The organism is Planotetraspora phitsanulokensis, assembly GCF_016863295.1.
GTDB lineage: Bacteria > Actinomycetota > Actinomycetes > Streptosporangiales > Streptosporangiaceae > Planotetraspora > Planotetraspora phitsanulokensis.
Genome location: NZ_BOOP01000021.1, coordinates 60,705 through 85,540 on the forward strand (window position 1 = coordinate 60,705; position 24,836 = coordinate 85,540).

28 protein-coding genes and 1 pseudogene are annotated in these 24,836 nt (G+C 69.8%); 17 read left to right on the forward strand and 12 right to left on the reverse strand.

What is annotated here, in order from left to right:
• The first annotated feature begins 101 nt into the window (after positions 1–101).
• The 3 genes from Pph01_RS22660 to Pph01_RS22670 are packed head-to-tail and all read left to right on the forward strand — an operon-like array spanning position 102 to position 2,323.
• Positions 102–920 (forward strand): class I SAM-dependent methyltransferase, encoded by an 819-nt coding sequence (locus Pph01_RS22660; protein WP_204075155.1) that lies wholly within the window; start codon positions 102–104, stop codon positions 918–920.
• Positions 921–960: 40 nt separating this feature from the next.
• A complete protein-coding gene (locus Pph01_RS22665) occupies positions 961–1,551 on the forward strand; it encodes a carboxymuconolactone decarboxylase family protein (RefSeq protein WP_204075156.1) in 591 nt (196 codons plus the stop codon).
• A 43-nt stretch (positions 1,552–1,594) separates the two neighbouring features.
• Positions 1,595–2,323 (forward strand): HAD family hydrolase, encoded by a 729-nt coding sequence (locus Pph01_RS22670; RefSeq protein WP_204075157.1) that lies wholly within the window; start codon positions 1,595–1,597, stop codon positions 2,321–2,323.
• Between the two features lie 232 nt (positions 2,324–2,555).
• On the opposite strand, the gene Pph01_RS22675 is transcribed toward Pph01_RS22670, so the two are convergent.
• Positions 2,556–3,386, reverse strand: coding sequence for an SH3 domain-containing protein (locus Pph01_RS22675; protein WP_204075158.1), 831 nt, complete (start codon positions 3,384–3,386; stop codon positions 2,556–2,558).
• A 218-nt stretch (positions 3,387–3,604) separates the two neighbouring features.
• Entirely contained in the window at positions 3,605–4,375 is a 771-nt protein-coding gene (locus Pph01_RS22680) for an aminoglycoside phosphotransferase family protein (protein ID WP_204075159.1), read from the reverse strand.
• A gap of 206 nt (positions 4,376–4,581) precedes the next feature.
• On the opposite strand from Pph01_RS22680, the gene Pph01_RS22685 reads away from it, so the two are divergent.
• Positions 4,582–6,342: a sulfatase-like hydrolase/transferase gene (locus Pph01_RS22685; protein ID WP_239116932.1), complete on the forward strand. Its 1,761-nt coding sequence runs from the start codon at positions 4,582–4,584 to the stop codon at positions 6,340–6,342.
• Here the strand turns inward: Pph01_RS22685 and Pph01_RS22690 are convergent.
• On the reverse strand, positions 6,315–7,226 hold the full coding sequence (locus Pph01_RS22690) for a LysR family transcriptional regulator (protein ID WP_204075160.1): 912 nt from the start codon (positions 7,224–7,226) through the stop codon (positions 6,315–6,317). The two genes, Pph01_RS22685 and Pph01_RS22690, sit on opposite strands and share 28 nt — an antisense overlap.
• 167 nt (positions 7,227–7,393) lie before the next feature.
• Here Pph01_RS22690 and Pph01_RS22695 point away from each other — a divergent pair, with 167 nt between their 5' ends.
• Both Pph01_RS22695 and Pph01_RS22700 read left to right on the forward strand, forming a co-directional pair.
• On the forward strand, positions 7,394–7,780 hold the full coding sequence (locus tag Pph01_RS22695; protein ID WP_204075161.1) for a VOC family protein: 387 nt from the start codon (positions 7,394–7,396) through the stop codon (positions 7,778–7,780).
• Positions 7,781–7,999: 219 nt separating this feature from the next.
• Positions 8,000–9,058: an LLM class flavin-dependent oxidoreductase gene (locus Pph01_RS22700; protein WP_204075162.1), complete on the forward strand. Its 1,059-nt coding sequence runs from the start codon at positions 8,000–8,002 to the stop codon at positions 9,056–9,058.
• Between the two features lie 18 nt (positions 9,059–9,076).
• Here Pph01_RS22700 and Pph01_RS22705 read toward each other — a convergent pair whose 3' ends face one another.
• On the reverse strand, positions 9,077–10,222 hold the full coding sequence (locus Pph01_RS22705; protein WP_204075163.1) for an FAD-dependent oxidoreductase: 1,146 nt from the start codon (positions 10,220–10,222) through the stop codon (positions 9,077–9,079).
• A gap of 102 nt (positions 10,223–10,324) precedes the next feature.
• Between Pph01_RS22705 and Pph01_RS22710 the strand changes: the two genes are divergently transcribed.
• A complete protein-coding gene (locus tag Pph01_RS22710) occupies positions 10,325–10,879 on the forward strand; it encodes a TetR/AcrR family transcriptional regulator (RefSeq protein WP_204075164.1) in 555 nt (184 codons plus the stop codon).
• Positions 10,880–11,070: 191 nt separating this feature from the next.
• On the opposite strand, the gene Pph01_RS22715 is transcribed toward Pph01_RS22710, so the two are convergent.
• On the reverse strand, positions 11,071–11,814 hold the full coding sequence (locus Pph01_RS22715; protein ID WP_204075165.1) for an SDR family oxidoreductase: 744 nt from the start codon (positions 11,812–11,814) through the stop codon (positions 11,071–11,073).
• Positions 11,815–11,996: 182 nt separating this feature from the next.
• Here Pph01_RS22715 and Pph01_RS22720 point away from each other — a divergent pair, with 182 nt between their 5' ends.
• Positions 11,997–12,362 (forward strand): nuclear transport factor 2 family protein, encoded by a 366-nt coding sequence (locus tag Pph01_RS22720; protein ID WP_204075166.1) that lies wholly within the window; start codon positions 11,997–11,999, stop codon positions 12,360–12,362.
• A gap of 15 nt (positions 12,363–12,377) precedes the next feature.
• Here the strand turns inward: Pph01_RS22720 and Pph01_RS22725 are convergent, their stop codons facing one another.
• Positions 12,378–13,205 carry a helix-turn-helix transcriptional regulator gene (locus Pph01_RS22725; RefSeq protein ID WP_239116933.1) on the reverse strand — a complete coding sequence of 276 codons (828 nt, stop codon included), beginning with the start codon at positions 13,203–13,205 and terminating at the stop codon, positions 12,378–12,380.
• Between the two features lie 117 nt (positions 13,206–13,322).
• On the opposite strand from Pph01_RS22725, the gene Pph01_RS22730 reads away from it, so the two are divergent.
• Complete coding sequence (locus Pph01_RS22730) at positions 13,323–13,595, forward strand: hypothetical protein (RefSeq protein ID WP_204075168.1); 273 nt, start codon at positions 13,323–13,325, stop codon at positions 13,593–13,595.
• Between the two features lie 81 nt (positions 13,596–13,676).
• Positions 13,677–14,705 (forward strand): hypothetical protein, encoded by a 1,029-nt coding sequence (locus tag Pph01_RS22735; RefSeq protein ID WP_204075169.1) that lies wholly within the window; start codon positions 13,677–13,679, stop codon positions 14,703–14,705.
• A 38-nt stretch (positions 14,706–14,743) separates the two neighbouring features.
• Here the strand turns inward: Pph01_RS22735 and Pph01_RS22740 are convergent, their stop codons facing one another.
• The 3 genes from Pph01_RS22740 to Pph01_RS22750 form a co-directional block, all read right to left on the reverse strand.
• Positions 14,744–17,020, reverse strand: coding sequence for an MMPL family transporter (locus Pph01_RS22740; RefSeq protein WP_204075170.1), 2,277 nt, complete (start codon positions 17,018–17,020; stop codon positions 14,744–14,746).
• Positions 17,021–17,176: 156 nt separating this feature from the next.
• The gene (locus tag Pph01_RS22745) at positions 17,177–17,410 is read right to left on the reverse strand and encodes a hypothetical protein (RefSeq protein ID WP_204075171.1); all 234 of its coding nucleotides are present in this window, start codon (positions 17,408–17,410) and stop codon (positions 17,177–17,179) included.
• Positions 17,407–17,718, reverse strand: coding sequence for an ArsR/SmtB family transcription factor (locus Pph01_RS22750; protein WP_239116934.1), 312 nt, complete (start codon positions 17,716–17,718; stop codon positions 17,407–17,409). Before Pph01_RS22750 ends, Pph01_RS22745 begins: the two co-directional genes overlap by 4 nt.
• Positions 17,719–18,028: 310 nt before the next feature.
• On the opposite strand from Pph01_RS22750, the gene Pph01_RS22755 reads away from it, so the two are divergent.
• Together Pph01_RS22755 and Pph01_RS42890 are read left to right on the forward strand one after the other, a co-directional pair.
• Positions 18,029–19,360, forward strand: a complete 1,332-nt coding sequence (locus tag Pph01_RS22755; protein WP_204075172.1) for a sensor histidine kinase — start codon at positions 18,029–18,031, stop codon at positions 19,358–19,360.
• An 85-nt stretch (positions 19,361–19,445) separates the two neighbouring features.
• Positions 19,446–19,850: pseudogene (locus tag Pph01_RS42890) on the forward strand (transglutaminase-like domain-containing protein); the annotation flags it as partial.
• A gap of 426 nt (positions 19,851–20,276) precedes the next feature.
• Here Pph01_RS42890 and Pph01_RS22760 read toward each other — a convergent pair.
• Positions 20,277–20,768, reverse strand: coding sequence for a GNAT family N-acetyltransferase (locus Pph01_RS22760; protein ID WP_204075173.1), 492 nt, complete (start codon positions 20,766–20,768; stop codon positions 20,277–20,279).
• 130 nt (positions 20,769–20,898) lie between these two features.
• Between Pph01_RS22760 and Pph01_RS22765 the strand changes: the two genes are divergently transcribed.
• From Pph01_RS22765 to crcB (Pph01_RS22780), 4 genes are all read left to right on the forward strand, one after another.
• Positions 20,899–21,492, forward strand: coding sequence for a dihydrofolate reductase family protein (locus Pph01_RS22765; RefSeq protein WP_204075174.1), 594 nt, complete (start codon positions 20,899–20,901; stop codon positions 21,490–21,492).
• 244 nt (positions 21,493–21,736) lie between these two features.
• Positions 21,737–22,207 (forward strand): fluoride efflux transporter CrcB, encoded by a 471-nt coding sequence (gene crcB / locus Pph01_RS22770; protein WP_204075175.1) that lies wholly within the window; start codon positions 21,737–21,739, stop codon positions 22,205–22,207.
• Complete coding sequence (locus tag Pph01_RS22775; RefSeq protein ID WP_204075176.1) at positions 22,207–22,554, forward strand: DUF190 domain-containing protein; 348 nt, start codon at positions 22,207–22,209, stop codon at positions 22,552–22,554. The genes crcB (Pph01_RS22770) and Pph01_RS22775 overlap by 1 nt, the downstream gene beginning before the upstream one ends.
• On the forward strand, positions 22,551–22,925 hold the full coding sequence (crcB, locus tag Pph01_RS22780) for a fluoride efflux transporter CrcB (RefSeq protein ID WP_204075177.1): 375 nt from the start codon (positions 22,551–22,553) through the stop codon (positions 22,923–22,925). Before Pph01_RS22775 ends, crcB (Pph01_RS22780) begins: the two co-directional genes overlap by 4 nt.
• 78 nt (positions 22,926–23,003) lie before the next feature.
• Here the strand turns inward: crcB (Pph01_RS22780) and Pph01_RS22785 are convergent, their stop codons facing one another.
• Complete coding sequence (locus Pph01_RS22785; RefSeq protein WP_204075178.1) at positions 23,004–23,618, reverse strand: DinB family protein; 615 nt, start codon at positions 23,616–23,618, stop codon at positions 23,004–23,006.
• Between the two features lie 28 nt (positions 23,619–23,646).
• Positions 23,647–24,216 (reverse strand): TetR/AcrR family transcriptional regulator, encoded by a 570-nt coding sequence (locus Pph01_RS22790; protein ID WP_204075179.1) that lies wholly within the window; start codon positions 24,214–24,216, stop codon positions 23,647–23,649.
• A gap of 74 nt (positions 24,217–24,290) precedes the next feature.
• Here Pph01_RS22790 and Pph01_RS22795 point away from each other — a divergent pair, with 74 nt between their 5' ends.
• Entirely contained in the window at positions 24,291–24,788 is a 498-nt protein-coding gene (locus Pph01_RS22795; RefSeq protein ID WP_204075180.1) for an FBP domain-containing protein, read from the forward strand.
• Positions 24,789–24,836 lie beyond the last annotated feature (48 nt).

Below are 24,836 nucleotides of genomic sequence, written 5' to 3' on the forward strand. Positions count from 1 at the left end.
CGGATCGGACTTCCGTACTGAGCACGGATGTGCGACGCGCGTGCTCGGGGTCGAATGCCGGAGAGAGCGCCGCCGTCGGCGGCGCCGCCTGAGGAGGACGTATGACGGACACGGACGTCGACTTCGAGTCGATAAAGAAGACCCAGCGGGCGGGCTGGGAGACGGGGGACTACCCTCGGGTCGGCAACACCCTGCAGATCATCGCGGAACGCCTGGTGGAGGCGGCGGACGTACGCGCGGGGCAGCGGGTGCTGGACGTGGCCTGCGGGCAGGGCAACGCGGCGATCGCGGCGGCCCGCAGGTTCGCCGAGGCCACCGGCGTCGACTACGCGGTCAACCTCCTGGCCCAGGGCCGGGAGCGGGCGGCGGTCGAGCACCTTCCGGTGACGTTCACCGAGGGCGACGCCGAACGGCTGCCCTTTCCTGACGAGTCGTTCGACCTGGTGCTGAGCACGGTGGGGGTCATGTTCGCGCCGGATCACCACCGGGCCGCCGACGAACTGGTACGCGTCACGGCGCCGGGCGGGAAGATCGCACTTGCCAGTTGGACGCCGAGCGGCATGATCGGCCAGTTGTTCAGGACGGTGGGCAAGTGGGCGCCGCCACCGGCCGGAGTGCGGCCCGCGACGTTGTGGGGCACTCCGGATCACCTGGCCGAGATCTTCGGCGACCGCGTGGAGTGGACCGGCCTCGTCACACAGGAGTACGCGTTCCGCTACCACTCGCCGGAGCACTACTCCGAGTGGTTCCGGCAGCACTACGGGCCCATCACCCGGCTGTCCGGCACCCTTCCCGGCCGCGACCTGGAGCGCTTCTCCGACGACCTCGCCGAGGTCGCCCGTGCGTACAACCGGGCCGACGACGGCACGGTCGTCGCACAGGCCGAGTATCTGGAAGCCGTCGGTGTCCGGCGGGTCTGACATGGTTGCACGGGTCTCGATCCGAGGGGAACGTACGGCCATGGACGCAACTGGCTTTCTCCGGGCTCCCGATCCCACCGCCGACACGCAGCGCCTCTACGACGAGGACATCGCGGATCTCGGCTACGTGATGAACCTCACCCGGCTGTGGGCCCACCAGCCCGCCACGGCCGACGGGCTCTTCGACCTGATGCGGAGTTCCCTCGCGGACCAAGGCATCACCCAGCGCCAGCGGGCCGTGCTCGTCGCCGCGTGCGCCTCGGCGTTCGGCGACTCGTACTGCTCGCTGGCGTACGGAACCAGACTCGCCGACGCGGCCGGCGAGCAGACGGCCGCCGGGGTGCTCCGGGGAAATGACGACGCGCTGACTATCGCCGAGCAGGCGCTGGCCGGGTGGGCGCGGAAGGTGGCCCGCGACCCTAACGCCACCGGCGAGGGGGATGTCCAGAAGTTGCGCGACGCCGGTTTCGACGACACGCAGATCTTCGCGATCACGGTGTTCGTGGCGCTGCGCGTCGCGTTCTCGACCGTGAACGACGCGCTCGGCGCCCGTCCCGACGCGGCGCTGGGCGCCAACGCCCCGGAAGCCGTCCTCGGCGCCGTCACCTTCGGCCGTCCCGTCTCCGCCTGACCGTGGGTCCGGCGTCCGGAGCGGGTGATGGCATGGTGGGTATGTGACGATCCGTGGGGTTCTGTTCGATATCGATGACACGCTCTTCGACTACTCGTCGTCGGAGCGGACCGGTGTGCTGCGGCACCTGACGGCCGAGGGCCTCCTGGGGCTCTTCCCTTCGCCCGACGACGCGGTGGCCATCTGGCGGGAGATCATGGAGGAGGAGTACGCCCGGTTCCTCGAGGGGAAGCTCACTTTCGCCGGACAGCAGATCACCCGGGCCAGGAGGTTCCTGTCGCACGTGGGCCGCGTTCCCCTCGGCGGCATCTCCGACGACGAGGCGGACCTCTGGTTCGCGCGGTACCGGGGACTGCGCGACGAGGTGTGGGCCGCCTTCCCCGACGCCGACCCCGTGCTCAGGAGACTCGCGCCCCGATTCCGGCTGGGGATCGTGTCGAACTCGTCGCTCTCGCACCAGCAGGGCAAACTGCGTGCGATCGGCCTGCTCGACCATTTCGGCGAGGCGATCGTCTGCGCCCTTGAACACGGCGCCGCCAAGCCGGACGCCCGCATCTTCCTGGCGGGTTGCGCGGCCCTCGGCCTGCCCGCGCACCAGGTGGCGTACGTCGGCGACAAGTACGAGATCGACGCCGTCGGCGCCCATACGGCCGGGCTCCGTTCGTACTGGCTCGACAGGGCGGCCACCGGGGCCACCCCCCTGGACGGGATCACCGTGATCCGCTCCCTGGACGACCTATTGCCGGCCCTGATCGGCTCGGACCTGACCTGAGGCACAAGCTCGCCACCTACACCGCGCAGAGCTCCTGGGATCTGGTTCTCCCCGGTGCCCCGGGGGCGCCCTGACGATTCCCCGCGGCCCGGGACGTCTCGCGTGTCCCCTGGTGGTGGGCCTGCTTCCGAGTGCCGGCGATCTCGGAAGCAGGCCGCATCCGCCTGGCGGGCGCGGGCCGGTCAGCAGGTGCCCTCCGCCGGGTAGGCAGGCGTGGGATGGCCGGTGCGCGCTAGCCGGTCACGCGCTGGAGGTAGTAGTCGGAGATCCATCCGGGCCGCCCGTTGGAGGACGTGACGGGGACCCAGCCCTGGTTGGCGGTGCAGCCGCCGCCGAACCGCCCGTCGGACAGCCGCAGCGTGCCGACCGGCTGGTAGGCGGTGCCGCGACCGTTGTAGACGGTGACGACGCCGTTCGGCTGGACATGGGTCAGCTGGTAGGTGCACCCCCATGGGCGCGACGCGGAGGCGGCGAGGGGGGTCCGGTTGGTCTTGCGCAGGTAGTGCGCGGCGGCCCAGCCGGTTCGGCCGTTGGACGACTTGACCGCGACCCAGCCGCGGCTGGAGGAGCACCCGCCGGAGAACCGCCCGTCGGACACCCTCAGCGTGCCGACCCGCCGCGCGGTGACGCCGGGGGCGGTGCGCACGTTGAGATAGCTCGCCCGGCGGACGTTCGCGACCTGGTAGCTGCACGTCAGGGACGGGATCGTCGGGACGGCGGCGCGGTGCACCGTCCTGCGCAGGTAGTGGCCGGAGACCCAGCCGGAGCGGCCGTTGGAGGAGGTGACGGAGAACCAGCCGCGCGTGGACGTGCAGCTTCCGGTGAACGTCCCGTCGGACGGCTTCAGCGTGCCGACCGCCCGTGAGGTGGAGGCGGGCGAGGTCCGGACGTTGAGGTAGCCGCCCGTGCGCAGGTTCGTGAGCTGGTAGCTGCAGGTGACGGTCCGGATTGCGGGTGCGCCCGCCGGAGGGGCGGTCGCGTGGGCCGGAGGAGCGGCGACCGCGAGCCAACCTGTGGCGGCGCAGATGGTCAGTGCGGACGCGACCCTCTTGGCGACTTTCACGATGTCTCCCTTCTGTCCGCATCGCTGTCCGGGGTGGCCGGGGTGATGGTCGGGGTCAGGAGGACCCGATCCACGATGCTCACGCTAAGTAATGCTCTGTTTACTTAACGCTTACACTCGCGGTCGAAGATTCGATGATTCTTTTACGTTCTGGACGTTTGCAGTGATCACCATTTCCGGCGGGCCGGTCACCCGACGCCGTGTGCCGGTGCGGAGGGCTACTCGAACAGGTGCCGGTTGTCGCGGCTCCAGGCGAGCTTCCGCTCCAGTTCGCCGAGGTAGCCGCCGGCGACCCAGCCCGCCTGCGGCTGGTATCCCGCATCCGCCAGGCGGCGGACCTGGTCGATGCCGTCCTGCTGGACGTCGATGACGGCGTCGACCAGGCCGGTCAGGGAGGTCAGGCCGTAGGCGCCGGCGAACAGTTCCAGCCGGCGGCGCCGGTCGGGAGGCCGGGGGTAGGCCATCCAGCGCAGGCACTCGTCGTCGTCGCGGAAGGGCGCGAAGTACTCCAGCGCGTAGGCGACGTCGTACAGGCGGTCCGCCGGCCTGGCGTAGTCCCAGTCGAGGAGCCCGACCGGACGCCCGTCCCGCCAGACGACGTTCCAGGGGCCGAAGTCCCCGTGGCAGATCAGTTCGCCGTCGGCCGGCCGGGTCTGGCCCGTGAACCAGCTGAGCTCATCGGGCGGACGGAAGCCGGCCACCGCGTCGTGAAAGTCGCGAAGCAGACGGGCGGAGGACACCAGGCCCGCGTCACCGGCAACTTCGATCCAGCTCTGCGGCCCGGATCGGCCGTCCAGGTAGGTCAGGACCTCGCGGTCCTGTTCGTCGATTCCGCGCACGCGTGGCGAGTAGGGGAACCCGACGCCCTCCAGATGGCGGAGCAGGGCGTGGACGGCCGGTGTCCACGGTTGTCTGGGCCTGCGGACGGTGTCGCCGACTCGCACGACCCGGCGATGCGGCGCGTCCTGGAGTACCTCTTCCTCAGACATGACCTCAAGAGACTAACCGCGGCCCCCGGCCGGGCGCAGCCCCCGTTCTCCCCGGCTCCGGTGTCGGTCACGTGGCATGGACGTGGCCGGCGGGAGCACCGCGGCTGAACCGGCGGCGGCCGCCGGACGTACACACAGGTGGCGCCCCCGACACGGTCGACGGCCTGTCGCGGCGCCACCGGCTTCGCAGGGGAAGGACTTTCGGCTTGTCGCTCATCACGCGCTTTCATCAGCCGCAGCCTCAGGGACGGACGACGGCGGAGGAGGACCTGACGGCGGAGGAGGGCACGGCGGGTGACGGCCCCGGCTCTCGCCGACGCCTGCGCTCCGTCGTCGCCCGGGTGACGACCTACCTGGCCTGCCTGCTCGTTCTGCTGGCCCTCATCGCCCCCGACGAGGTCGGCCGGCTCACGCCCGGGGCGTTCGTGCGCATCCCGGTCGAGGCGCTGCTCACCGTCGCCTTCATCCTCGTTCTGCCGGCGAGGGCGAGACGGGTGGTGGCGGTGGTCGCCGGGGCGGCCCTTGGGGTGCTGGCCATTTGGAAGATCACTGACCTGGGCTTCTCCGCGGTCCTCGACCGGCCGTTCAACCCCGTGTTCGACTGGTCGTTCTTCCCCGCCGCCGTCGACTTCCTCACGGCGTCGATCGGGCGGGCCGGCGCGATCGGCTCCGTGATCGGCGTGGGCGCCCTCGCCGTCGCCGTGCTCGTCGTCATGGTGCTGTCCGTCCTGCGGTTGAGCCGCCTGGTGGTCCGGCACAACAGCACGGCGACCGGCGCCGTCGCCGCGCTCGGGATCACCTGGGTGGTCTGCGCGGTGCTCAGCGTGCAGATCGTCCCGGGCTTACCGGTCGCCGCCGTCGCCGACGACAAGCTGACCCAGGTGGGCGCGAGCCTGCACGATCAGGAGGCGTTCGCCGCTGAGGCCTCCGTCGACGCCTTCCGCGACACACCGTCCGACGAACTGCTGAGCGCACTGCGCGGCAAGGACGTCATCGTCTCCTTCGTCGAGAGCTACGGGCGTGACGCGGTCGAGGATCCGAACTTCGCGTCGCAGGTCGGCGCGGTGCTCGACGCCGGGACGAGCCGGCTGCGCGCGGCGGGATTCGGCTCGCGGAGCGCGTTCCTCATCTCGCCGACGTCGGGAGGCGGCAGCTGGCTGGCCCACGACACGCTGATGTCCGGTCTGTGGATCGACAACCAGCAGCGTTCCGACAACCTGCTCAAGAGCGACCGCCTGACCCTCAGTGGCGCCTTCAAACGGGCCGGCTGGCGTACGGTCGCCGTCATGCCGGGCTCCACCGAGCCCTGGCCGGAGGGCGCGTTCTTCGGCTACGACAAGATCTACACCGCCCCGGACCTCGGGTATCGAGGCCCGCGGTTCAACTGGGGCACGATGCCCGACCAGTACACCCTGTCGAACTTCCAGCGCACCGAACGGGCGGCGCCGGGCCACACCCCGGTGATGGCGGAGATCCCCCTGGTCTCCAGTCACGCGCCCTGGACGCCCATCCCCCGTCTTGTCGACTGGGACGATGTCGGCGACGGCTCGGCCTTCAACGGCATGACCTCGGCGGGAGTGTCGCAGGGCTCCGCGTGGAGCGACTTCAGGCAGGTGCGCACCGACTACGGCCGTTCCATCGAGTATTCGCTGAACAGCCTCATCTCCTATGTGGAGAAGTACGGCGACGACGATCTGGTGCTCGTCTTCCTCGGCGACCACCAGCCCGCCCCGCTCATCACGGGGGTCGGCGCCGACCGGGACGTCCCGATCACGATCGTCGCCCACGACCCGGCCGTACTGGACCGGATCTCCGGGTGGGGCTGGCAGGACGGCCTGAAGCCCGGTCCGCGGGCTCCGGTCTGGCAGATGAGCGACTTCCGCGACCGGTTCCTGTCGGCCTTCGGATCGCAGCCCCCGTCCACACAGCCCCCGTCCTCTCAGCCGTCGGCCCCGCCGGCCCGATGAGCCCGGCGCTCGGCGTCGGTGGCGGCGCGCACGAACTCGCGTACCCGGGCCGTGGTGTTGGTCTCCAGCCAGACCAGGCCCCGTTCGATCGGGGGCGCGTCGTCAATCGGCACGTAGGCGATGTCCGGCCGTGGGTAGTACCGGCGGCTGTGCTCGCCCACGGGGAGCACGCCCCTGCCCATCGCGACCAGCGACAACATCTCCGAGAACGTGTTGCCCGCCGGGCCCTTCGGCACGGGCCGGCCCGACGGGGTGTGGTCGGGTGTGCGGTCGCGCTTGAACTCCGCCGAGGTGACCTGGGGGTACTGGATCACGGGGTGCTCGGCGAGCACCTCGAGGGACACCGACGTCTCGCGGGCGAGCGGGTGATCGGCGGCCACGGCCAGCGACCGGCCCTCGGACAGCAGGGCCGGTCCACAGGCCATGCCGTCGAAGGGGTACGACGCGATGAGGAGGTCGATCGAGCCGTCGAGCAGGCTCGCCCTCGAGTTGGACAACTGCACCTCGTGTACCTCGACCTCGCAGTCGGGGTGGCGCTCGCGGAAAACGCCGACGGCTCTGAGCAACACCGGCCCGGTCCACTCGCCGAGGAACGCCACGCGCAGCCGTCCGCTGACGCCTCGCCCGGCCTCGACGGCCCTGCGGATCGCCTCGTCCATCTGAGCCGCCAGCGGCGCCAGGTCGTCGGCCAGTCGCCGGCCGATCGGAGTGACCTGGACGACGCGGCTGGTGCGTTCGAACAGCGGCGCCCCGATGCGGCGTTCCAGCTTCTTGACGACGTGGCTGATCCGCCCGGTCGTCACCCCCAGCCGCTCGGCCGTACGGCCGAAATGCAGTTCCTCGGCGAGCGTCAGGAAAGTCTCGAGTTCGTGGCGCTCCAGCATGGCGACTCTCCATCGTTGAATCCGAGTCAACGATCGTAGCCTCATCGTGGCTTGGTCGGCCTCGCCGTCCGGAGCATCGTTGGACGTGGCCCGGCGAGCACCACACCGGTCCCTCCGAACACCGACTGGCTGGGCCAGACTCTGGCCCTGGAATCGAGGTAACTGTCATGCGAGTGAAGGCTTTCGACCATCTGGTGCTCAACGTCGAGGACGTCGAGCGCGCGCTGGAGTTCTACTGCGGGGTTCTCGGCCTGGAGCCCGTACGCGTCGCCGAGTGGCGGGCGGGCCAGGTCGGGTTCCCCTCCGTGAGGGTCACCCCGGAGACGATCATCGACATGGTGCGCCGTCCCCGGGGCGAATCGAACGTCGACCACATCTGCCTGGTCGTGGAACCACTGGATTGGCAGGAGGTCGTCGACTCGGGCGTCTTCACCGTGATCGAGGGGCCCGTCGGCCGGTTCGGTGCGCGCGGAAACGCGACCTCGATCTACGTGCTGGACCCTGACGGCAACACCGTTGAGCTGCGCTGGTATCCGCAGGACGCCGAAGGCTGAACGGCGGGGGCTGTGCGGGTTCGCGCCGCGTGAGCGCGAGGGCGCGGAGAGCGCTCCGCAGGCCTTCCCCCTGGCCCGGAGACCGGCCGGCGCAGCCCGATCATGATGCCTGGCGGCCTCGCCTCGTCGCGCATGTCACAAGGGGCGGCGTATCGGAATTCCCGCCATGCCGAGGTCGTTGGCGTCTACAGCTTTGGGCAGTCGAGAAAGAGGCGAAGGATGTCCGCACCACTTGAGTTCGGTATCGACACGTTCGGGGACGTCACCGTGGACGCGGACGGAAACCGGCTGTCGTACGCGCAGGTGATCCGCAACGTCGTGGAGGAGGCCGTGCTCGCCGACAGCCTGGGGATCGACGCGATCGGCCTCGGGGAGCACCACCGCGACGACTTCGCCATCTCGGCGCCGGAGATCGTGCTGGCGACGATCGCCGGCCGTACCGAGCACATCCGTCTCGGCACGGCGGTGACCGTGCTCAGCTCCGACGACCCGGTGCGCGTGTTCGAGAAGTTCGCCACGCTGGACGCGGTGTCCAGCGGCCGGGCGGAGATCATCCTGGGCCGCGGCTCGTTCACGGAGTCGTTCCCGCTGTTCGGCTACGACCTCGCGCAGTACGAGGAGCTGTTCGAGGAGAAGCTCGACCTGCTGTTCCACCTGCTTCCGGAGGGGCCGGTCACCTGGCAGGGCAAGCTCCGCCCCGGGCTGAAGGACCAGCACGTCTACCCCAAGACGGAGTCCGGCCGGCTGCGCACCTGGGTCGGCGTCGGCGGAAGCCCCCAGTCGGTCGTGCGGGCGGCGAGTTATGCGATGCCGCTCATGCTCGCGATCATCGGCGGTCAGCCGGAGCGGTTCGCGCCGTACGTCGACCTGTACCACCGCGCGCTCGCCCAGCTCGAGGTTCCGAAGCTGCCGGTCGGCGTGCACTCGCCGGGTTACCTCGCCGAGACCGACAAGCAGGCGCGCGAGGAGCTCTGGCCGCACTACCGGGCCATGCACGACCGCATCGGCCGCGAGCGGGGCTGGGGTCCCACGACCCGCGACCGCTTCGAGGCGGAGGCCGACGAGGGGGCGCTGTACGTGGGAGCGCCGGAGACCGTGGCCGCGAAGATCGCGAAGACCGTGCGCGCGCTCGGCGTCGACCGCTTCGAGTTCAAGTACAGCTCGGGGACCCTCGCGCACGAGAAGCTCATGAACACGATCCGGCTGTACGGCGAGGAGGTCGTCCCGCGGGTGAAGGAGCTCCTGGCCCAGACCCCGGCCACGTCGTCGGCGGGATGACCCGGACGCCCCCCTCGTTCACCGGTACACGAGACCGGACAACCGCCATGCGAGCCTGTGCCGGAAGGCCGGGATCGTGGCGAGTAGGCGGAGGATGACGTTCCGGAACGGCCGGACACGCCTGTCGACGGTGGCGAGGCGGGTGAGCCGGTCGGCGAGGGACACGATCTGCTGGGCCGCGGGTCTGCGGGTGGCGCCGTAGGCGTCGAGGGAATCGGGGGATTGCCCGCCGAGGACGGCGTCCAGGGACTGCGCGAGTGCGACTCCGTCTGAGATCCCGGCGTTCATGCCCTGCCCGCCGGCCGGGCTGTGCACGTGGGCTGCGTCTCCGGCGAGCAGAATCCGCCCCGCTCGGTAGGCGTCGGCGACCCGGTGCTGGACGTGGAACCTCGACCCCCACACCACCTCGTGGACGATCGCCCGCGTCGCCTTCGGGCCGCGGGCGTCGAGGAGGCGCTGGACGAACTCGACGCCGGGCACCTTCGGCGCATCGGCCACGGTCGCCACGATTCTGTGGACGCCGCCGGGAAGCGGCGCGACGACGACCAACCCGGCGGGAGAGAAGTAGAGGATCACCTCGTCGTTCGGGAGTCCATCAGAAAGGCGCACGTCGGCGAGGCTGAACGACTCGTCGTAGGCGCCGCCGGTGAAGCCGATGCCGGCCTGTTCGCGCACGGTGCTGTGCATCCCGTCGGCGCCGACCACGTAGGACGCGAGTACGGTCTCACCGGTCGCGAACCTCACGGTCACTCCCGCACCGTCCTGCGTGAGCCCGGTCACGGTGTACGGGCGGAGCACCTGGCCGCCGAGCTCGGTCAGTCGCTCCAGCAGCACCGACTCGGTGACCTCCTGGGAGATCATCAGCGTGTACGGGTAGGCGGTCGGCAGGCCGTCGAAGGAAACCGGCAGTAGCACCTTGTCACGGTCGCGGATGGTGAAGCGGGATGCGTGGATGCCTCGGGCGACGAGCCTGCCGGCCACGTTGTACGGCTCCAGCAACTCCAGGGTGCGCGCGTGCACGACGGCGGCCCGGGTGGTGGTGGCGCCTGTGGGCTGAGCGTCGACCACGGTGACGTGGCGACCCTGTCGCGCGAGTCCGATCGCCGCGGTGAGCCCGGTGGGGCCGGCGCCGATGATCAGCACATCTGTGGTGGTGGGAAGCATGTGCGACCTCCGAAGGTCAACGCTTGTTGGTCAACAACTGTTGGCATAACTATGCGCCTCTCGCATAGCCGTGTCAACAGTTGTTGGCCTACGCTCGTTGGCATGAGGAGATCCTCCGAGGACACCAAGGCGTCGATCCTCGCCGCGGCCCGCGAGCGCTTCGCCGCCGACGGCTATGACCGCACGACCATCCGGGCCGTCGCCGCCGACGCCGCCATCGACCCCGCCATGGTGATGCGCTATTTCGGCAACAAGGAGAAACTGTTCGCCGCCGCGGCCGACTTCGACCTTCAGCTCCCCGACCTGGAAGGTGTCCCCGGTGACCGGATCGGAGCGACGCTGGCGGCCCACTTCGTGGAACGCTGGGAGGCGGACGAGGCGCTCATGGTGCTCCTGCGTACCGCCGTCACCAACGAGGAAGTCGCGGGACGGATGCGGGCGATCTTCGCGGGGCAACTCGGTCCCATGGCCGCCACCCTGTCGGGCGACCCGGCGACCGCCGCTCGGCGAGCCGGTCTCGTCGCCACTCAGATGCTCGGCGTGGCGCTGTGCCGCTACGTCCTGCGCCTGCCACCCGTCGTCGAGATGACGCGCGAAGAGATCGCCGCCTGGCTGGGACCCACCTTGCAGAGATACCTCCTTGGCTCGCCGCAGTGAGGACGGGCCGTCGAGCACGCCCAGGGACTGCTGGAGGCCGGCAAGGACCCCGAGGCGTGGACCTGGCTCAATGACAGGCAGCCGGCCGATCTCGCGGCGATGCCCGCGTACGTGACGCGACTGCTCGCGATGTATGAGGCCCGAGCCCTGACACCGTGGGCACAGATCGACATCCGGACCGGGGAACGCGATCAGCCTTGGACGGTGGGACGGACGACGATTTCGTTGACGTCGACGTCGTCCGGCTGGGCCAGGGCGTAGCCGATGGCGTCCGCGACGGCGGATGCGGGGATGGCGAGCTGTTCCGCCGCGGCCCGCGCGGCGGCCTGTGCCTCCGGGTCGCCGCCGCGGTCGGTGAGCTCCGACCGGGTGAAGCCCGGGCTCACGACGGTCACGCGCACGTCCCGGCTCTCCTGGCGCAATCCCTCGGACAGCGCCCAGACGGCGTACTTCGTGGCGCAGTAGACGGCCGCCGTGGGGTCGACCCGGTGCGCCGAGGTGGAGGCGACGTTCACGATGTGACCGGCGCCTCGTGACCGCATGTACGGCAGAACGGCGGCGATGCCGTGCAGGGCGCCGCGCAGGTTCACGTCGATCATCTGGTTCCACTCCTCGACGCGCAGCGCGTCGACCCTCGACAGCGGCATCACGCCCGCGTTGTTGACGAGCACGTCGATGCGGCCGAGCCGGTCATGGGCGGACTCCGCGAAGGCGCGCATGCTGCCGAGGTCCGTCACGTCGAGCTCCCGATGATCGGCTCGGCCGCCTGAGGCGCGGATCTCGTCGGCGAGCGCCGCGAGCCGGTCCACGCGCCGCGCTCCGAGGACGACGTGGTGGCCGTCCGCGGCCAGCCGGCGGGCCGTCGCCTCACCGATGCCGCTGGAGGCTCCGGTGATGAGAACGATCTTGCTGGGAGCGGTGGACGGGCTGTGCATGAGAACTCCTGGAAGACGCCGGACTCGCGGCAGGTGCGCCGCGGGACCCAGCGTGCGGGTGCTGTCGCGAACGGAGAAGGCCGTGTCTTCCTGGGTGTGGCGCCCCCAGGAAGACACGGCCTTCCATTCCCACATGGCCGGGCCGCACGATCAGAGTCCAGACCTCATGGAGGGCGACGATCATGGCGAAGGTCATCACCGAACAACAGGTCGAGCACTGGGTCGACGGCTACGTGAAGGCGTGGACCACCGGGGATCCCGAAGACATCAAGGCCCTGTTCGCCGAGGACGCCGAATCGTACGAATGGCCGTACGAGACGGCGTGGATCGGCCGCCAGGAGATCATCGACGGCTGGCGGGCCCGAGCGCCGTGGCAGGAGGGAGGGTGGACCTTCGACTGGTCCCTGCTGGTCGTCAACGGTGACACGTTCGCCATCAAGGGAACCGGCGTCTATGCGAAGCTCGGGACCTTCGACAACCTCTGGGTCGTCACCCTCGGCGACGAAGGTGAGTGCACCGTGTTCCGGATGTGGAACAACGAGGTCTGAGGGCCGGAAGGCCGGTCAGGTCGTGGAGTGCGGGGAACCCAGGTGGGCGAGGGCCTCGGCGCTGCGGCTGCCGGGCTCCGGCGTGCCGACGAGCAACTGCTGACCGGGAGCGTCGCGGACGTCGAAGGTCTGGTACGTCAGCTCGATCCGGCCCGCCACCGGGTGGACGAAGACCTTGAACATGCGGGTGAGTCCGCCCACGGTCTGGTCGCGCCACAGGTCCCGGAACTCGGGCGAGGTCTCCAGGAACTCGCCGACGACCGCCCGGATCCGCGGATCGTCCGGGTAGTGGCCCGCGTTGAGGCGCAGGGCGTGGACGACCTGTTCCACGAGCGTGGGCCACTCGACGAACACGGCCCGCGCCTGCGGATGCCGGAACAGCACCCTGACCATGTTGGTCATGCTGGAGAAGGGGGACAGCAGCGCGGCGGCGACGGAGTTGACGGCGAGCACGTCGAACGCCGGGCTCAGCACGTATGCGGCGGAGGAGGGAAACGACTCGAGCAGTTGCAGCAGGGCAGGATGGACCAGGTCTCGTGAGGCGTACGGGCCCGTGCTCGGGTTCAGCCCGGCGAGCCGGAAGATGTGGCCTCGGGCGTCGGCGTCGAGCCTGAGCGCCTGGCCGATCGCATCCAGGACCTGCGCGGACGGGTTGCGCTCCCGTCCCTGTTCCAACCGGGCGTAGTAGTCGATGCTCACTCCGGCGAGCACGGCGACCTCTTCGCGACGCAGTCCGGCGACTCGGCGGTCGCCACCCCCTGGCAGGCCGACATCCGCCGGGTCGAGGCGCGCGCGATGGGCCCGGAGGAACTCTCCAAGCGTGTTGGTGACTGCGGCCGGCACGCTGACCAGCGTACTTCCCTCGTTTTCAGGGCTGGGCCGCGAGGAAGCCGGAGGGTGATCCCCGATCTTCACCGCGATGTAAGGTGGCATTTCGCATTCGCGGCTTAACATCCGAGCATGACCGGCAGAAGCGCCATTGTGCGATTTGCGGGACTTGGGATGGCCGCACTGGTTTTGACGGGGTGCGCCAACGACGACGAGATCTTCGTCTCGAACTTCAGCGACTCGCACGGCCGGGCCTGCACGTTCGTCTACACCGCCCGGGAAGGCGAGAGCTGGACCAGCAGCAGAGACGTGGACGTCAGCCAGCTCGACTGCGAGTACCCTCCGGCGGGCCGTACCCCGGGGCCGCCTCGGACGACCCATCTGGACGTCGGCCCGGCGGAATGACCGGCATTGGCATGCCTTATGCGTGTTTAATTCGATAAGACATATTCCTGTGCCGCCCACCGGTGACGGAGGAATGCCCCCGTGCGTCTTTCCGAGAAGCGTTGGACCGAGCTCGCCCGCGAGAGCAACCACTACGGTGAGCAGGCCGCGCTGCTCCTTCTCGACGGGCATTACGAAATCGCGATGGGCGCGGCCGGCCGGGCGATCCGTGCGGCGAGCAGGCTTCACCGGAACGACAAGGGTGACCGCGACGTCATCGAGGTCCTCGCGGACTACCTGCGCAATCGTGCCCAGATCCAGTCCTTGTGGGCGCGGACTCCGGATGTGTGGACCCCCAAGGCGACTGCTCTGATCAAGGGCGGGATCAAGGATGCCACCCAGGCGCTGAAACTGGTCGAGGAACTGGCGGCGGCGCCGGACGCGAAGTATCCGTTGCGTCCGGCGGAGGTCCGCCTGACGCTGAGCGAACTTCACGGCATGGCCGGCGACATGGAGACGGCCAGGGAGTCGGCCGAGTCCTCCATCGCGGACTATCGGCGGCACTGCACCTCCGATGATCGCGACCAACGGCTCCCGTTCGCGCGAGCATTGTCCAGATACGCCGACATCATGATCGTGGCCGGCAGGGAAGCCGACGCCTTGGCGGCCCGGCGCCGATCCATCGAGCTCTCCCGGCCCGACGCGCGGCCGGACGGGTGGTTGTGGACCACACGGTACGACCGCGGCCTGGTCTGGCTGAGCACGCAGACTCTGGAACGGTTCTGCCATACCGCCTTCCTGCTCGCGGAACAACTCGCGGAACAACTCGCCCTCGGCGACACCTCGGCCGCGGGGGAGGCGTTGCTCGCGTTGCAGGACGTCGCCGAGGGCTACGCGGGCCTCATCGAGTACTCCCCGTCGCCCCGCGACGCGCTCTGGAGCACGTCGCGGGCGCTGGAACGGCAGGCCGACTGGCTGCTCGCGGTAGACGAGCCGGAGTTGGCCGAGGACCGCATGACCGCGAGGGCCGCCCTGAACGGCCGGCACGCGCACGAGGTGGTCACCCGGCTCAGGGCCCCGCTCGGAGAGGTCGTCGAACGCCTGGTCACAGGGCGGGGAACGCCGCAGTGACCAGGCGCCCGGCGACTCGCCGATCCTCCGGCCGAGCGTCAATCCGCGGCGCCGACCGGCCGGACGTCCGCCAGGCCGGGTACGGCTCGGCGCCGCCGCATCGTGCGTGACGGCCACCAACTCGCCTCGCCGAGCAGCGTCATGATCGACGGCAGGATCATCGTCCGTACGACGAAGGCGTCCAGCAGCACCGCGACGGCGAGGCCGAAGCCCATCTGTTTCATCTCGACCAGCGACAGGAACACGAAGGCGGCGAACACCGACACCATGACGACCGCCGCGCTGGTGATCACCCTGGCGGAGCCGCCGATGCCTTCGACCACCGCCTCACGCGTCGGCACGCCCCGCAGGGCGGCCTCCCTGATGCGGCTGACCGCGAACACCTGATAGTCCATCGACAGTCCGAACAGGATGACGAACAGGAACAACGGCACCCGGGACCCGATGAATCCGGTGGAGGTGAAGTCGAGCAGGCCCTCCGCCCAGGTGTGCTGGAAGACCACGACGAGCAGGCCGAAGGCCGCCGCGGCCGACAGCAGGTTGAGGATCACTCCGACGAGGCCGAGCACCACGGAGCCGAACGCCGCCACCGTCATGACGAACGTCGCCACCAGCAGGAAGCCGATCACCCAGGGGAGCTTCTCGTTCTGGTGCGAGACGTAGTCGACGTCCCTGGCGACGTCCCCGCTGACGGCCGCCTCGGCTCCGGCGACCCTGCCGACCGTGACGGGGAGGTGTTCGGACCGCAGGCGCTGGAGCGGCTGCCGCGCCTCCTGCGAACCCGCCGGGAACGGGACCGCCAGCTCGAGCGTGCTGACCCGCCTGTCGGAGGAGGTCTTCGGTTCCGGAACCGGGTCCGCGGCGAATCGCCGATCCGACTGGACACGCCGCGCGAGGTCCCGCAACGCGGTGACGACCTCGCCGGAGCGCGCCGGGTCGGCCCGGACCGCGATCAGATGCGTCGCCTGCAGATGGGGGAAGGCGGTGGTCAGCCGGTCCCAGGTCCGCACGGCCGGGATCTTCCGCGAGAACGTGTCGGTGCCCGGCACGTTCAGCTTCAAGGTCACGGCCGGCAGCGCCAGCGCCAGCATCGCCACCGTGGCCACGAGCAGGGTGACGACAGGGCGCCGCGTGGCCGGCCGCAGGATCGCCGCCCACACCCGCCCGCCGTCCTGCCGCTCGCCGTCCCGCCATCCAGCACGTCCAGCGCGTCCGGAAGCCGGGCGTACGGCACGGCGGGCCCGGCGGCGCTCGACCCGGTCGCCGGCCTTGGCCAGCACGGCCGGCAGAACGGTCAGCGAGCTGACCATGGCCACCAGGACGGCGATCACGGTCCCGGTGGCCAGGGAGGAGAAGATCACGTCACCGGCCAGATAGAGGCAGGCCGTCGAGACGATCACCGCGAGGCCGGACACCACGATCGCCCGTCCCGAGGTGGCCGCGGCGATCTCCACCGCGGCCGCCGGGCTGACGCGGCCCCCCGCACGCGCACGCTCCTCCCTGTCTCGCTTGAGGTAGAAGAGCGAGTAGTCGACGCCGACCGCCATGCCGATCAGCAGGATCACGTTGTTGCCCACACCCGCGTCCGGCAGCGCGTGCGAGGCGACCATCGCCAGTCCCATGGAGGCGGCGATCGAGGAGACCGCCAGCAACAGCGGCACACCGGCGGCCAGCACGGAACCGAAGACGAGCAGCAGGACCGCCAGCGTCACCGGGAAGGTGATCATTTCGGAGAGGAGGAGGTCGTCGGAGCGTTGCTCGTCGAGGCCCTGGCTCATCGACGGCCTGCCGGTCTCCGTGACGCGCAGGCCCGGGTTGGCCGCCTGCACGGCCGCGGTCTGCTCGATCAGCGGCCCGATGTGCCGCTTGGCCGCCAGTTCCTCGCCGTTCATCACGATCGAGACCATGACGATCTCGCCGTTCTCGGAGCGGACCGGGGGTTCCACCCGATCCACCTCGGGAAGGGCGCGCATCCGGCGGGTGAGCTCCTGGACGGCCCGGTCCGCCGCCACGGCGTCCACGGGACCGGACGGGGACTCGATGAGGACACGCTCCGTCGGCGGGCGCGCCAGGTGGCCCTCCGCCGCGATCGCCTCGGCGCGGCCGGCCTCGCCGACCCGGTAGTCGGCGCTCGTGGCGCTGTTGGTCCCGGCCAGTGAGCCCGCTGCCAGGCACAGCGCCACGAACACGAACCAGGTGGCGATCGCCCGCCATGGATGGGTGGCACTCCAGCTCGCCATGCGTACCGTGAGTGGCCGGGGGACGACTTGGGCGGACTCGGCCCGCCCTCGATGGGATTTGCCTCGGAGCAGCATGAGCTGCTCTCCTTTCCCTTGGAGGTGTGTGCGCTTCAAGGCACGCCGATTCGGCGTGGTCGCACGACTTCCGTTTCCGGGGTGGCGAGTTGCCGCTCGCCGCCCCGGCCTTTCATCAGGTGGTTCAGGACTCCGATCTGCGCGACCGCGCCCCGGTCATCCGACGCTTCGCAGGAGTTGCTCGACGGCGGCGAGCCGTGAGGTCAGCTCGGCGAGCTGGGCGTTCAGCCGTTCCTGGTTCTGGCCCGACTGCTCGGCGAGCTCCTGGTATCTCGCCATCACGGCCGCGTCCGCTCGGTGCTGGAGAAACCGGAAGTAGTAGATGAGGCCCACGGCGACGACGGTGAACACCGCGAACAGCGCCGCGACGGGAACGATGATGTTCTTCAACTCGGGGTCTCCTGCACGTCTTTGAGCCCTTCCTCTTCGTCTGCGCGGAGCGCCGCAAGGACCACGTCCACCGTCAGGTGGACGTCGAACGGCACCAGCTCGAAATACTTCATCGCCTTGCCGTCCGGTGACAGCTCAAGGTCTCCGGTGACCAGCCCGGCCTTCTCCAGCCGCTCCAGATGCAGGTAGAGAAGGGGGCGGGACATGCCGAGCCGCCGGGCCAGTTCGCTGACGTGGACCCGGCCGGCGGACAGCCCGGCGATGACCCGGAGCCGCTGCGGATGACCGACGGCGGCGAGCAGGGCCAACAGCTCCTCACTGGTCAGAGTCCCAATCCTGTCGCCTCGTGATTTCACCTGTAAGTAAAGACTGACAGGTAAGCCCGGCGAGGTCAATGCCGGTGTGAGGCGGGGGACGGGTGGTGACGGATCGAGTGCCTCACGGAGGGGGTGGGCCACTCCCACCCTCGAAGCTTTGCCCTATTTCGGGACGTTGTTGTTGAAATGTGCGGTTTCTTTGACTAGTAGGGGGTGAGCAATCGCGTTCGGGGGACAGATGCCAGCCTGGTACCGGCCATCGTTCAGGGCCCGGAGAACAGTGGCCACCGGAGTCGCGGCAGTGCTGCTCTGTATCGGGGTCAGCCTGCTCTTCCTTCTGTTCGCGGGAAACAAGGAGGCCGACGGCGCCCAGACCCGGGCCACCGCGGCCTGGAACCGCGTCGTCCCCCTCATCCGGCAGGGCCCTCTCCCGTCCGTGCTGACACAGGGCAGGGTCGAGGCGATCCAGGTCGTGAACAGCCGCGGCCAGGTGGTCGCGGCGACACCCCAGCTCGTCGGCAAGCCGCCGATGGCCGACTTCCATTCGACCAACAGCAACGTGCGGGCCGCCCGGGTCCTGTGCCCTCCCGCGGGGCTGCAGGGCTGCATGACCGTCGCGTCGTACAAGGTCTACCAGCCGGGAGGCGTCTGGCTCCTCTACGTGGCGGTCCGGGTGGTCCCCTGGTACGGGAGCACCACGGCGCTGCTTCTGGCGATCGGCGTGTCCCTGCTGGTGACGGCGCTGATGACAGCCTGGTCTTTCCGTGATCTCACCAAGGCCATGGCCCCGGTGAACGCCATCCGAGCGGAACTGGCGGAGATCACCGCCACCGCCCTCGACCGCCGGGTCCCGGTGCCCAGGAAGTACGAGGAGATCAAGTGGCTGGCCGAGACGGTGAACGACACTCTGGACCGTCTCGAAGGCGCCTACCAGCAGCTGCGGCGCTTCACCTCGGACGCCTCACACGACCTGCGCAGCCCCATCACCGCCATGCGGGCGCAACTGGAAGAGGCGCTCATGCACCCGCAGGGGACCGACTGGCCGAAGATGACCGTGGCGGTGCTCGCCGGGGTGGACCGGCTTCAGGCGATCGTGAGCGACCTGCTGACCCTCGCCCGGCTGGACGCGCGAGCGCCCCTCAGCCGCGAGCCGACCGACCTGGGCCAGTTGGTGAGCGCCGAACTGGACCGGCGAACCTACCGGATGATGATCGTCAAGGACCTGCGGCAGGGCGTCGTCATCGACTGCGACCGGCTGCGGATCACCCGCGTGCTGGTCAACCTGCTCGACAACGCCGAACGCCACGCCTCCTCGCAGATCACCGTCACCGTGCTGGCGGACGGGACGGACGCCGTCCTGGAGGTCGTCGACGACGGGGCGGGCGTCGCCCCCGAACATCGGGAGATCGTCTTCGACCGGTTCACCCGGCTGGACGCCTCCCGCGACCGGGACGCGGGGGGGACCGGGCTGGGGCTGGCGATCGCGCGGGAGATCGCCGAAGCGCACGGGGGCACCTTGACCATCCAGGACAGCGCACGGGGCGCCCGATTCGTCATGCGGCTCCCCAGGCGCCGGGGCAGACAGGACGCGCCGAAAGTGTCGGGCCACTCTGGCAAGCTTGGCGGCAGCTGACAGATCACCCGACGCCCCCCGATTCGCGAGGTGAGCGATGCAGCTCCACCGGCAGTCCGCGTCCTTCTACACCAGCCCGTCGGTGATGACCTCCCCGGGCCGCCACGAACGGCTTTTCGACGCGGTGATCCCGCGCGACGTCGCCGGCCTGGCCTCCATCGGGCACGGTCTCATCGTCCACGAGCACATCGCACCGGCCTACGGGGTGGAACTGTCCGACGAGGACCGCGGCAGCGTGCACATTCGGCCGGTGGAGCGGCTGCTGGACCGCATCGCCGGTCGTGACGATCGCCCGCTGGAGATCGCACGAGAGCCGGATGCCCGGATCGCCGGCAACTGCCGGCACTTCACGGTGCTCCTGGTCGCCCTGCTTCGGGCTCAGGGGGTCCCCGCCCGGGCGCGGTGCGGTTTCGGCGGCTACTTCGTGGCCGGCAGGTTCGAGGACCACTGGGTCTGCGAGTACTGGAACGACGCGCGGGGGCGGTGGATCCTCGTCGATCCGCAGATCGACCAGCGGCAGAGCGGCATGTTCCCGATCGACTTCGACGTCACCGACGTCCCGCGCGATCGTTTCCTGACCGCCGGGGAAGCCTGGACCCGGTGCCGGGCCGGGGAACTGGATCCCGGCGTCTTCGGGCTGAGCGTCATCGGCGAGGCCGGGTACTGGTGGATCGCGGGCAACCTGATGCGCGACGCCGCCGCCTTGCTCAACGTGGAGCTCCTGCCGTGGGACAGCTGGGGTGCGATGCCGGCGCCGGATCAGCCGATCGACGACGACCTGGCTGCTCTCTTCGACCAGGTCGCCGCCCTCACCCGGACGCCGGACTCCGCGGAGGCGGAGGTGATGAACGCCTCCGCCGGTCGTACGCGGCGGGGTCATGCGCGCACGTGGAACCGTGCCGGACGGCGCGGGCGATCAAGGCGCGTCGACGAGCCGGCGCCGGTACCTCACGCCCGGACGCCCTTCGATGTTGATGTCCTCCACAGCGGTGAACCCGTTGCGTTCGAGCACGGCCTGGGACGCGTGGTTGTCGACAGTGGTGACCGCGACGAGTGAGGCGAGGCCGTAGGTGGCGGCGGCCAGGCGGCACACTTCCTCGACCGCGGCCGTCGCCACGCCCCGGCCCGAGGCGCTCTCGCCGATCCGATAGCCGAGTTCGGCGGCGCCGTCCTTGACGTCCACGAGATTGACGCGGCCGATGAGGTCTCCCTCGTCGTCCACGATGACGTGAAAGTGACAGATCCCGATCGCCTGCTCGGCGAGCAGGGCGCGGTGCCGGGCGGCGAACTCCACGAAGAACGCGTCCCCGCGATCCGGTATCGACCGTGCGAAGTACTCCCGGTTCTCCCGCTCGAAGACCAGCAGGGCGGGCGCATGGTCGGTGCGGAGTCGCTCCAGCCTCATCATGCTCGACAGCGTATTCGCCGGCCGCGCCGAAGATCCTCACACCGAAAAATAAAATTGTCTTGACGCATGAATTTGTCGGTTGGTAGCGTTCAACCACCACCCAGTGACACGACCCGGAGGAGCGAGTCCCATGCGCATCGTGATCGTCGAGTTCATCAGCTTGGACGGCGTCGTGCAGGCGCCCGGCGGACCGAATGAGGACACCGACGGCGGCTTCGCCCACGGCGGCTGGTCACACCCGTTCTTCGACCCGGACATCGCGGGCGGCGCCTTCGACGGCGCGATGACGAACGCCCAGGCGCTGCTGTTCGGACGCCGCACGTGGCAGACGATGGCCGCGGCATGGCCCGGCCGGGCCGGCGACCCGTTCGCCGACCAGATGAACGCCATCCCGAAGTACGTCGTGTCCGAGACGCTGGGCGACGGCGACCTGACGTGGAACACCACGCGCATCCCCGGTGGCGAGGCCGTCGCCCGCATCCGGAAGCTGCACGAGACCGAAGGCGGCGACCTGGTGGTCATGGGAAGCCCCACGCTCGGCCGCGCCCTCCTCAGCGAGGGCCTGGTCGACGAACTCCGGCTCGTGATCATGCCCGTGATCCTCGGGGGCGGAAAGACGATCTTCCCTGATGACGGTTCGCGGTCCACGTTCGAACTGGTCTCCACGGTCACCAGCGGCGCGGGCGTGAACCTCTGCGTCTACCGCAGGGCCGCCGAGAAGTAGGCCGGGCCGGTGCGGGACGACGGCCGGATCGGGAGGCTCGACGGAGGCCGGAGGATCGCGCGCCAGAGTGATCCCCCGGGGGCTCCAGGAGAACCCCCCGATAGACTGGCCGGGAGCGGTCACCCTTCCGGAGGTCGCGCGGCGGTGGGGCCCGCCGTACCCGAACCGCGGCGAATCGCGCCGCCAACGGTCCCTACCTGGTGACGAACGCGCCTGCGTGCGCACACGGGTAGGAGGTATGCGGATGGAAGCGCCCCAGTCTGAGCCGATCGACTCCGATGTCGACTTCGCGGTCCCGTTGTGGCGGCGAGACCTGTGGCAGGGTCAGGGGCCGGTGGTCTTCGTGGTCGCGGTGGGCGGCGCCATCGGAGCGTGCGCCCGCTACGGGGCGTCACTGTTGTGGCCCGCCCTCACCGGCGCGTTTCCCTGGGCCACGCTGCTGGTCAATCTCAGCGGCTGCGTGATCATCGGCGTCTTCATGGTGACGATCACGGAGTTGTGGACGGCGCACCGGCTGGTGCGCCCGTTCGTCGGCACCGGGATCCTGGGCGGTTACACCACCTTCTCCACGTACGCCGTCGACATCCAGCGGCTGGTGAACTCCGGGCACGCGGGCACGGGGCTCGCCTATCTGATGTTGACGCTGGTCACCGCCTTGGCCGGAGTCTGGGCGGCCGCCAGGCTGACACGCCTGCTGATCGGATGGAGGGCATGATGACCGCTTTGACCGGGACGGCGCTGCGGCTGACCATCTTCATCGGGGAAAGCGACCTGTGGCATCACAAGCCGCTGTCGAGTGAGATCGTGCACCGCGCACACAAGGCGGGTCTCGCCGGAGTGAGCGTGTTCCGCGGGGTGGAGGGATACGGAGCCTCCTCACGGATCCACACCGCGCGGTTGTTGTCGCTGAGCGAGGATCTTCCGCTGTGCATCGTCATGGTGGACGCCGCCGAGCGGATCCGTGCGTTCCTGCCCCAACTCGACGAACTGGTCGGTGAGGGGCTGGCGATCCTGGACGAGGTCGAGGTCGTCCGTCATGCGATCAGGGCGGCCGCTCGGTGAACTGGCTGCTGGTCATCGCCGGCGCGGTGGTGGGCGCACCCTTGCGGTACCTCACGGACCGGGCCGTCCAGGTCAGGCACGACACCGTCTTCCCGTGGGGGACCTTCACCGTCAACGTCGTCGGCTGCCTGATCCTCGGCGTGCTGACGGGCGCAGTGGCCGCGGGCGCCGCCCCGTCCTCTGTGCAACTGCTGGTGGGCACCGGGCTGTGCGGAGCGCTGACCACCTATTCGACGTTCTCGTACGAGACGCTGCGGTTGGTCGAGACGGGAGCACGGTTCTTCGCCGTCGCCAACGTCGTCGCCAGCGTGGTCGCCGGTCTCGGAGCGGCGTTCGTCGGCGCCGCGGTGGCGCGAGCCGTCTGGGGATAGCGACCTCGCCGGGCGGGACGTGCTCGCCGAACCGGTGAGATGCGGCACCTCGGCGCCCGGCGGCCGAGCGGAGCCGCGTCAGCGGTGGCGAGCCCGATACAGATCGCGGAGCAGGGCGATCTCGGCTCCGTGGTGGAGCAGTTCCTGGTTGACCCACCACACGATGTCGATGAAGGGGTTCTCGGGGTCGCTGCCGTAGGGGTAGGTGCTGTGTCCCACGGTGTCGAGAGCACGGTCGTCGGCGGCGAGCAGGGCCGACCGCCACGCTTCGGCACCCGCGTCCAAGGCCGCGACCGCGGTGGCGGCGTCCGCGGCCACCGGATACTCCTCCCGCGTCATGGCGTGGCTGCCGTTGGTGTGGTCGGCGCGCATGGCGAGGAGCTCGCTGAGATGGCTGAGCCGCCAGGCGATGGTGGTGAACGGCGGCGGCTCGGGGTGCGGGGCCGGCGCCGCGTCGCGGCCCCAGTCGCCGGTTCCGGTCAGCAGGGTCGCGCCCGGTCCCGGACCGGACGAACGTCGGCGGACCGACCAGCAGCCGGGCACCGGCTCCCAGAAGTACTCGTCGTCGGTCATGGGCTCGACGCCGACGTCGGTGCCGCTGCCGCTGTCCATCAGCGGGCCCGCCAGCCGATTGGTGAGACGTCTGCGGGCGAAGTCGAATTGCTCCAGCAGGGGGGCGAGGCGTGGTGGCATGGTCGTCGGGGGCTCCTGCCCCGGGTCATCAGGCTGGGGGCCAGTTTCTGAGGAGGCTATCGAGGGCGTCGAGTGTTCTGGACCACGAGGCGTCGACCTCGCGGGGGGTGTGGCGGAACCCGCCCGCCTTCTCCAGGTTCACGTACCCGTGGAACAGGCCGTGCAGCATCCGGATCGCGTCCGTCTGGTCGGGCTCCGACAGCTCATAACCGCGCAGGAGCGCCCGGGTCAGCTCCGAGTGCCGGACCGCCGCGCTGGCGGCCAACGTCTCCGGGTCGAGCTCGATCTGCATCGCGGCGTACCTCCCGGGATGCTCCTTCGCGTAGTCCCGGTAGACGTTCGCGAAGGCCACCAGCGCGTCCTTGCCCGCACGACCGGCCAGGGCGGCGGCGGCCCTGTCGGCGAGCTCGGCGAGGGCCAGCAGCGCCACCCGGACCCTCACGTCCTGAGCGTCCTTGACGTGGGAGTACAGAGCCGCGGGCTTGACGCCGAATCCGCGCGCGAGCGCCGAGACGGTCACGTTCTGAAAGCCGATCTCGTCGGCCAGGTCCGCGGCCGCCTGGGTCAGACGTTCCGCGGTCAGCCCCGCCCGTGCCATGTGTCACCCTTCTCCGCTCGCCTACACACTTTAATGGATTGCTTAATAGGTTTAAGTTAGCTAACCTCACGCCCATGAGACCAGTCACAGAGCAGGACATTCGTACATCATTCGTCAACTGTTCCAAGGGAGAGGCCAAGCGTCTCGATCTCCCCCAGGATCTCGCGGACCTTCCCTGGGAAGACCTCGACTTCCTCGGATGGCGAGATCCGGGTGCACCCGGACGCGCCTATCTGATCGCCGAACGCGACGGCCCCCTCGTGGGAATCGCGCTCCGGGTGACGTCGGGCGCGTCCCGCGGCTTCACCTCGCGCAGCATGTGCTCACTGTGCCTGAGCACGCACACCGGCGGCGGGGTGGCGCTGATGACCGCGCGCCGAACCGGGGAGGCCGGCCGCCAGGGCAACTCGGTCGGGCAGTACCTGTGCATCGACCTCGCCTGCTCCCTCTACACGCGGGGGAAGAAGGAGACCGCGGGGGCCGGAGTCGTCCACGAGTCCCTCACCCTTGAGGAGAAGGTCGCCCGTACCCGGGCCAATCTGCACTCCTTCGTGGACAAGGTGGTCGAGTGACCGGTCCGACACATCGGTCATCCGGGTCGCTCGGGATCGAAGCCCGGT

Bases quoted from the DNA above. Each gene is read 5' to 3' on its own strand.
- Pph01_RS22715 (WP_204075165.1), bottom strand. From the start codon at position 11,814: ATGCACAGCCCGTCCACCGCTCCCAGCAAGATCGTTCTCATCACCGGA.
- Pph01_RS22720 (WP_204075166.1), top strand. From the start codon at position 11,997: ATGGCGAAGGTCATCACCGAACAACAGGTCGAGCACTGGGTCGACGGC.
- Pph01_RS22710 (WP_204075164.1), top strand. From the start codon at position 10,325: ATGAGGAGATCCTCCGAGGACACCAAGGCGTCGATCCTCGCCGCGGCC.
- Pph01_RS22775 (WP_204075176.1), top strand. From the start codon at position 22,207: ATGACCGCTTTGACCGGGACGGCGCTGCGGCTGACCATCTTCATCGGG.
- Pph01_RS22790 (WP_204075179.1), bottom strand. From the start codon at position 24,216: ATGGCACGGGCGGGGCTGACCGCGGAACGTCTGACCCAGGCGGCCGCG.
- Pph01_RS22785 (WP_204075178.1), bottom strand. From the start codon at position 23,618: ATGCCACCACGCCTCGCCCCCCTGCTGGAGCAATTCGACTTCGCCCGC.
- crcB (WP_204075175.1), top strand. From the start codon at position 21,737: ATGGAAGCGCCCCAGTCTGAGCCGATCGACTCCGATGTCGACTTCGCG.
- Pph01_RS22660 (WP_204075155.1), top strand. From the start codon at position 102: ATGACGGACACGGACGTCGACTTCGAGTCGATAAAGAAGACCCAGCGG.
- Pph01_RS22695 (WP_204075161.1), top strand. From the start codon at position 7,394: ATGCGAGTGAAGGCTTTCGACCATCTGGTGCTCAACGTCGAGGACGTC.
- Pph01_RS22680 (WP_204075159.1), bottom strand. From the start codon at position 4,375: ATGTCTGAGGAAGAGGTACTCCAGGACGCGCCGCATCGCCGGGTCGTG.
- Pph01_RS22730 (WP_204075168.1), top strand. From the start codon at position 13,323: ATGACCGGCAGAAGCGCCATTGTGCGATTTGCGGGACTTGGGATGGCC.
- Pph01_RS22700 (WP_204075162.1), top strand. From the start codon at position 8,000: ATGTCCGCACCACTTGAGTTCGGTATCGACACGTTCGGGGACGTCACC.
- Pph01_RS22765 (WP_204075174.1), top strand. From the start codon at position 20,899: ATGCGCATCGTGATCGTCGAGTTCATCAGCTTGGACGGCGTCGTGCAG.
- Pph01_RS22795 (WP_204075180.1), top strand. From the start codon at position 24,291: ATGAGACCAGTCACAGAGCAGGACATTCGTACATCATTCGTCAACTGT.
- Pph01_RS22740 (WP_204075170.1), bottom strand. From the start codon at position 17,020: ATGCTGCTCCGAGGCAAATCCCATCGAGGGCGGGCCGAGTCCGCCCAA.
- Pph01_RS22705 (WP_204075163.1), bottom strand. From the start codon at position 10,222: ATGCTTCCCACCACCACAGATGTGCTGATCATCGGCGCCGGCCCCACC.
- Pph01_RS22665 (WP_204075156.1), top strand. From the start codon at position 961: ATGGACGCAACTGGCTTTCTCCGGGCTCCCGATCCCACCGCCGACACG.
- Pph01_RS22690 (WP_204075160.1), bottom strand. From the start codon at position 7,226: ATGCTGGAGCGCCACGAACTCGAGACTTTCCTGACGCTCGCCGAGGAA.
- Pph01_RS22760 (WP_204075173.1), bottom strand. From the start codon at position 20,768: ATGATGAGGCTGGAGCGACTCCGCACCGACCATGCGCCCGCCCTGCTG.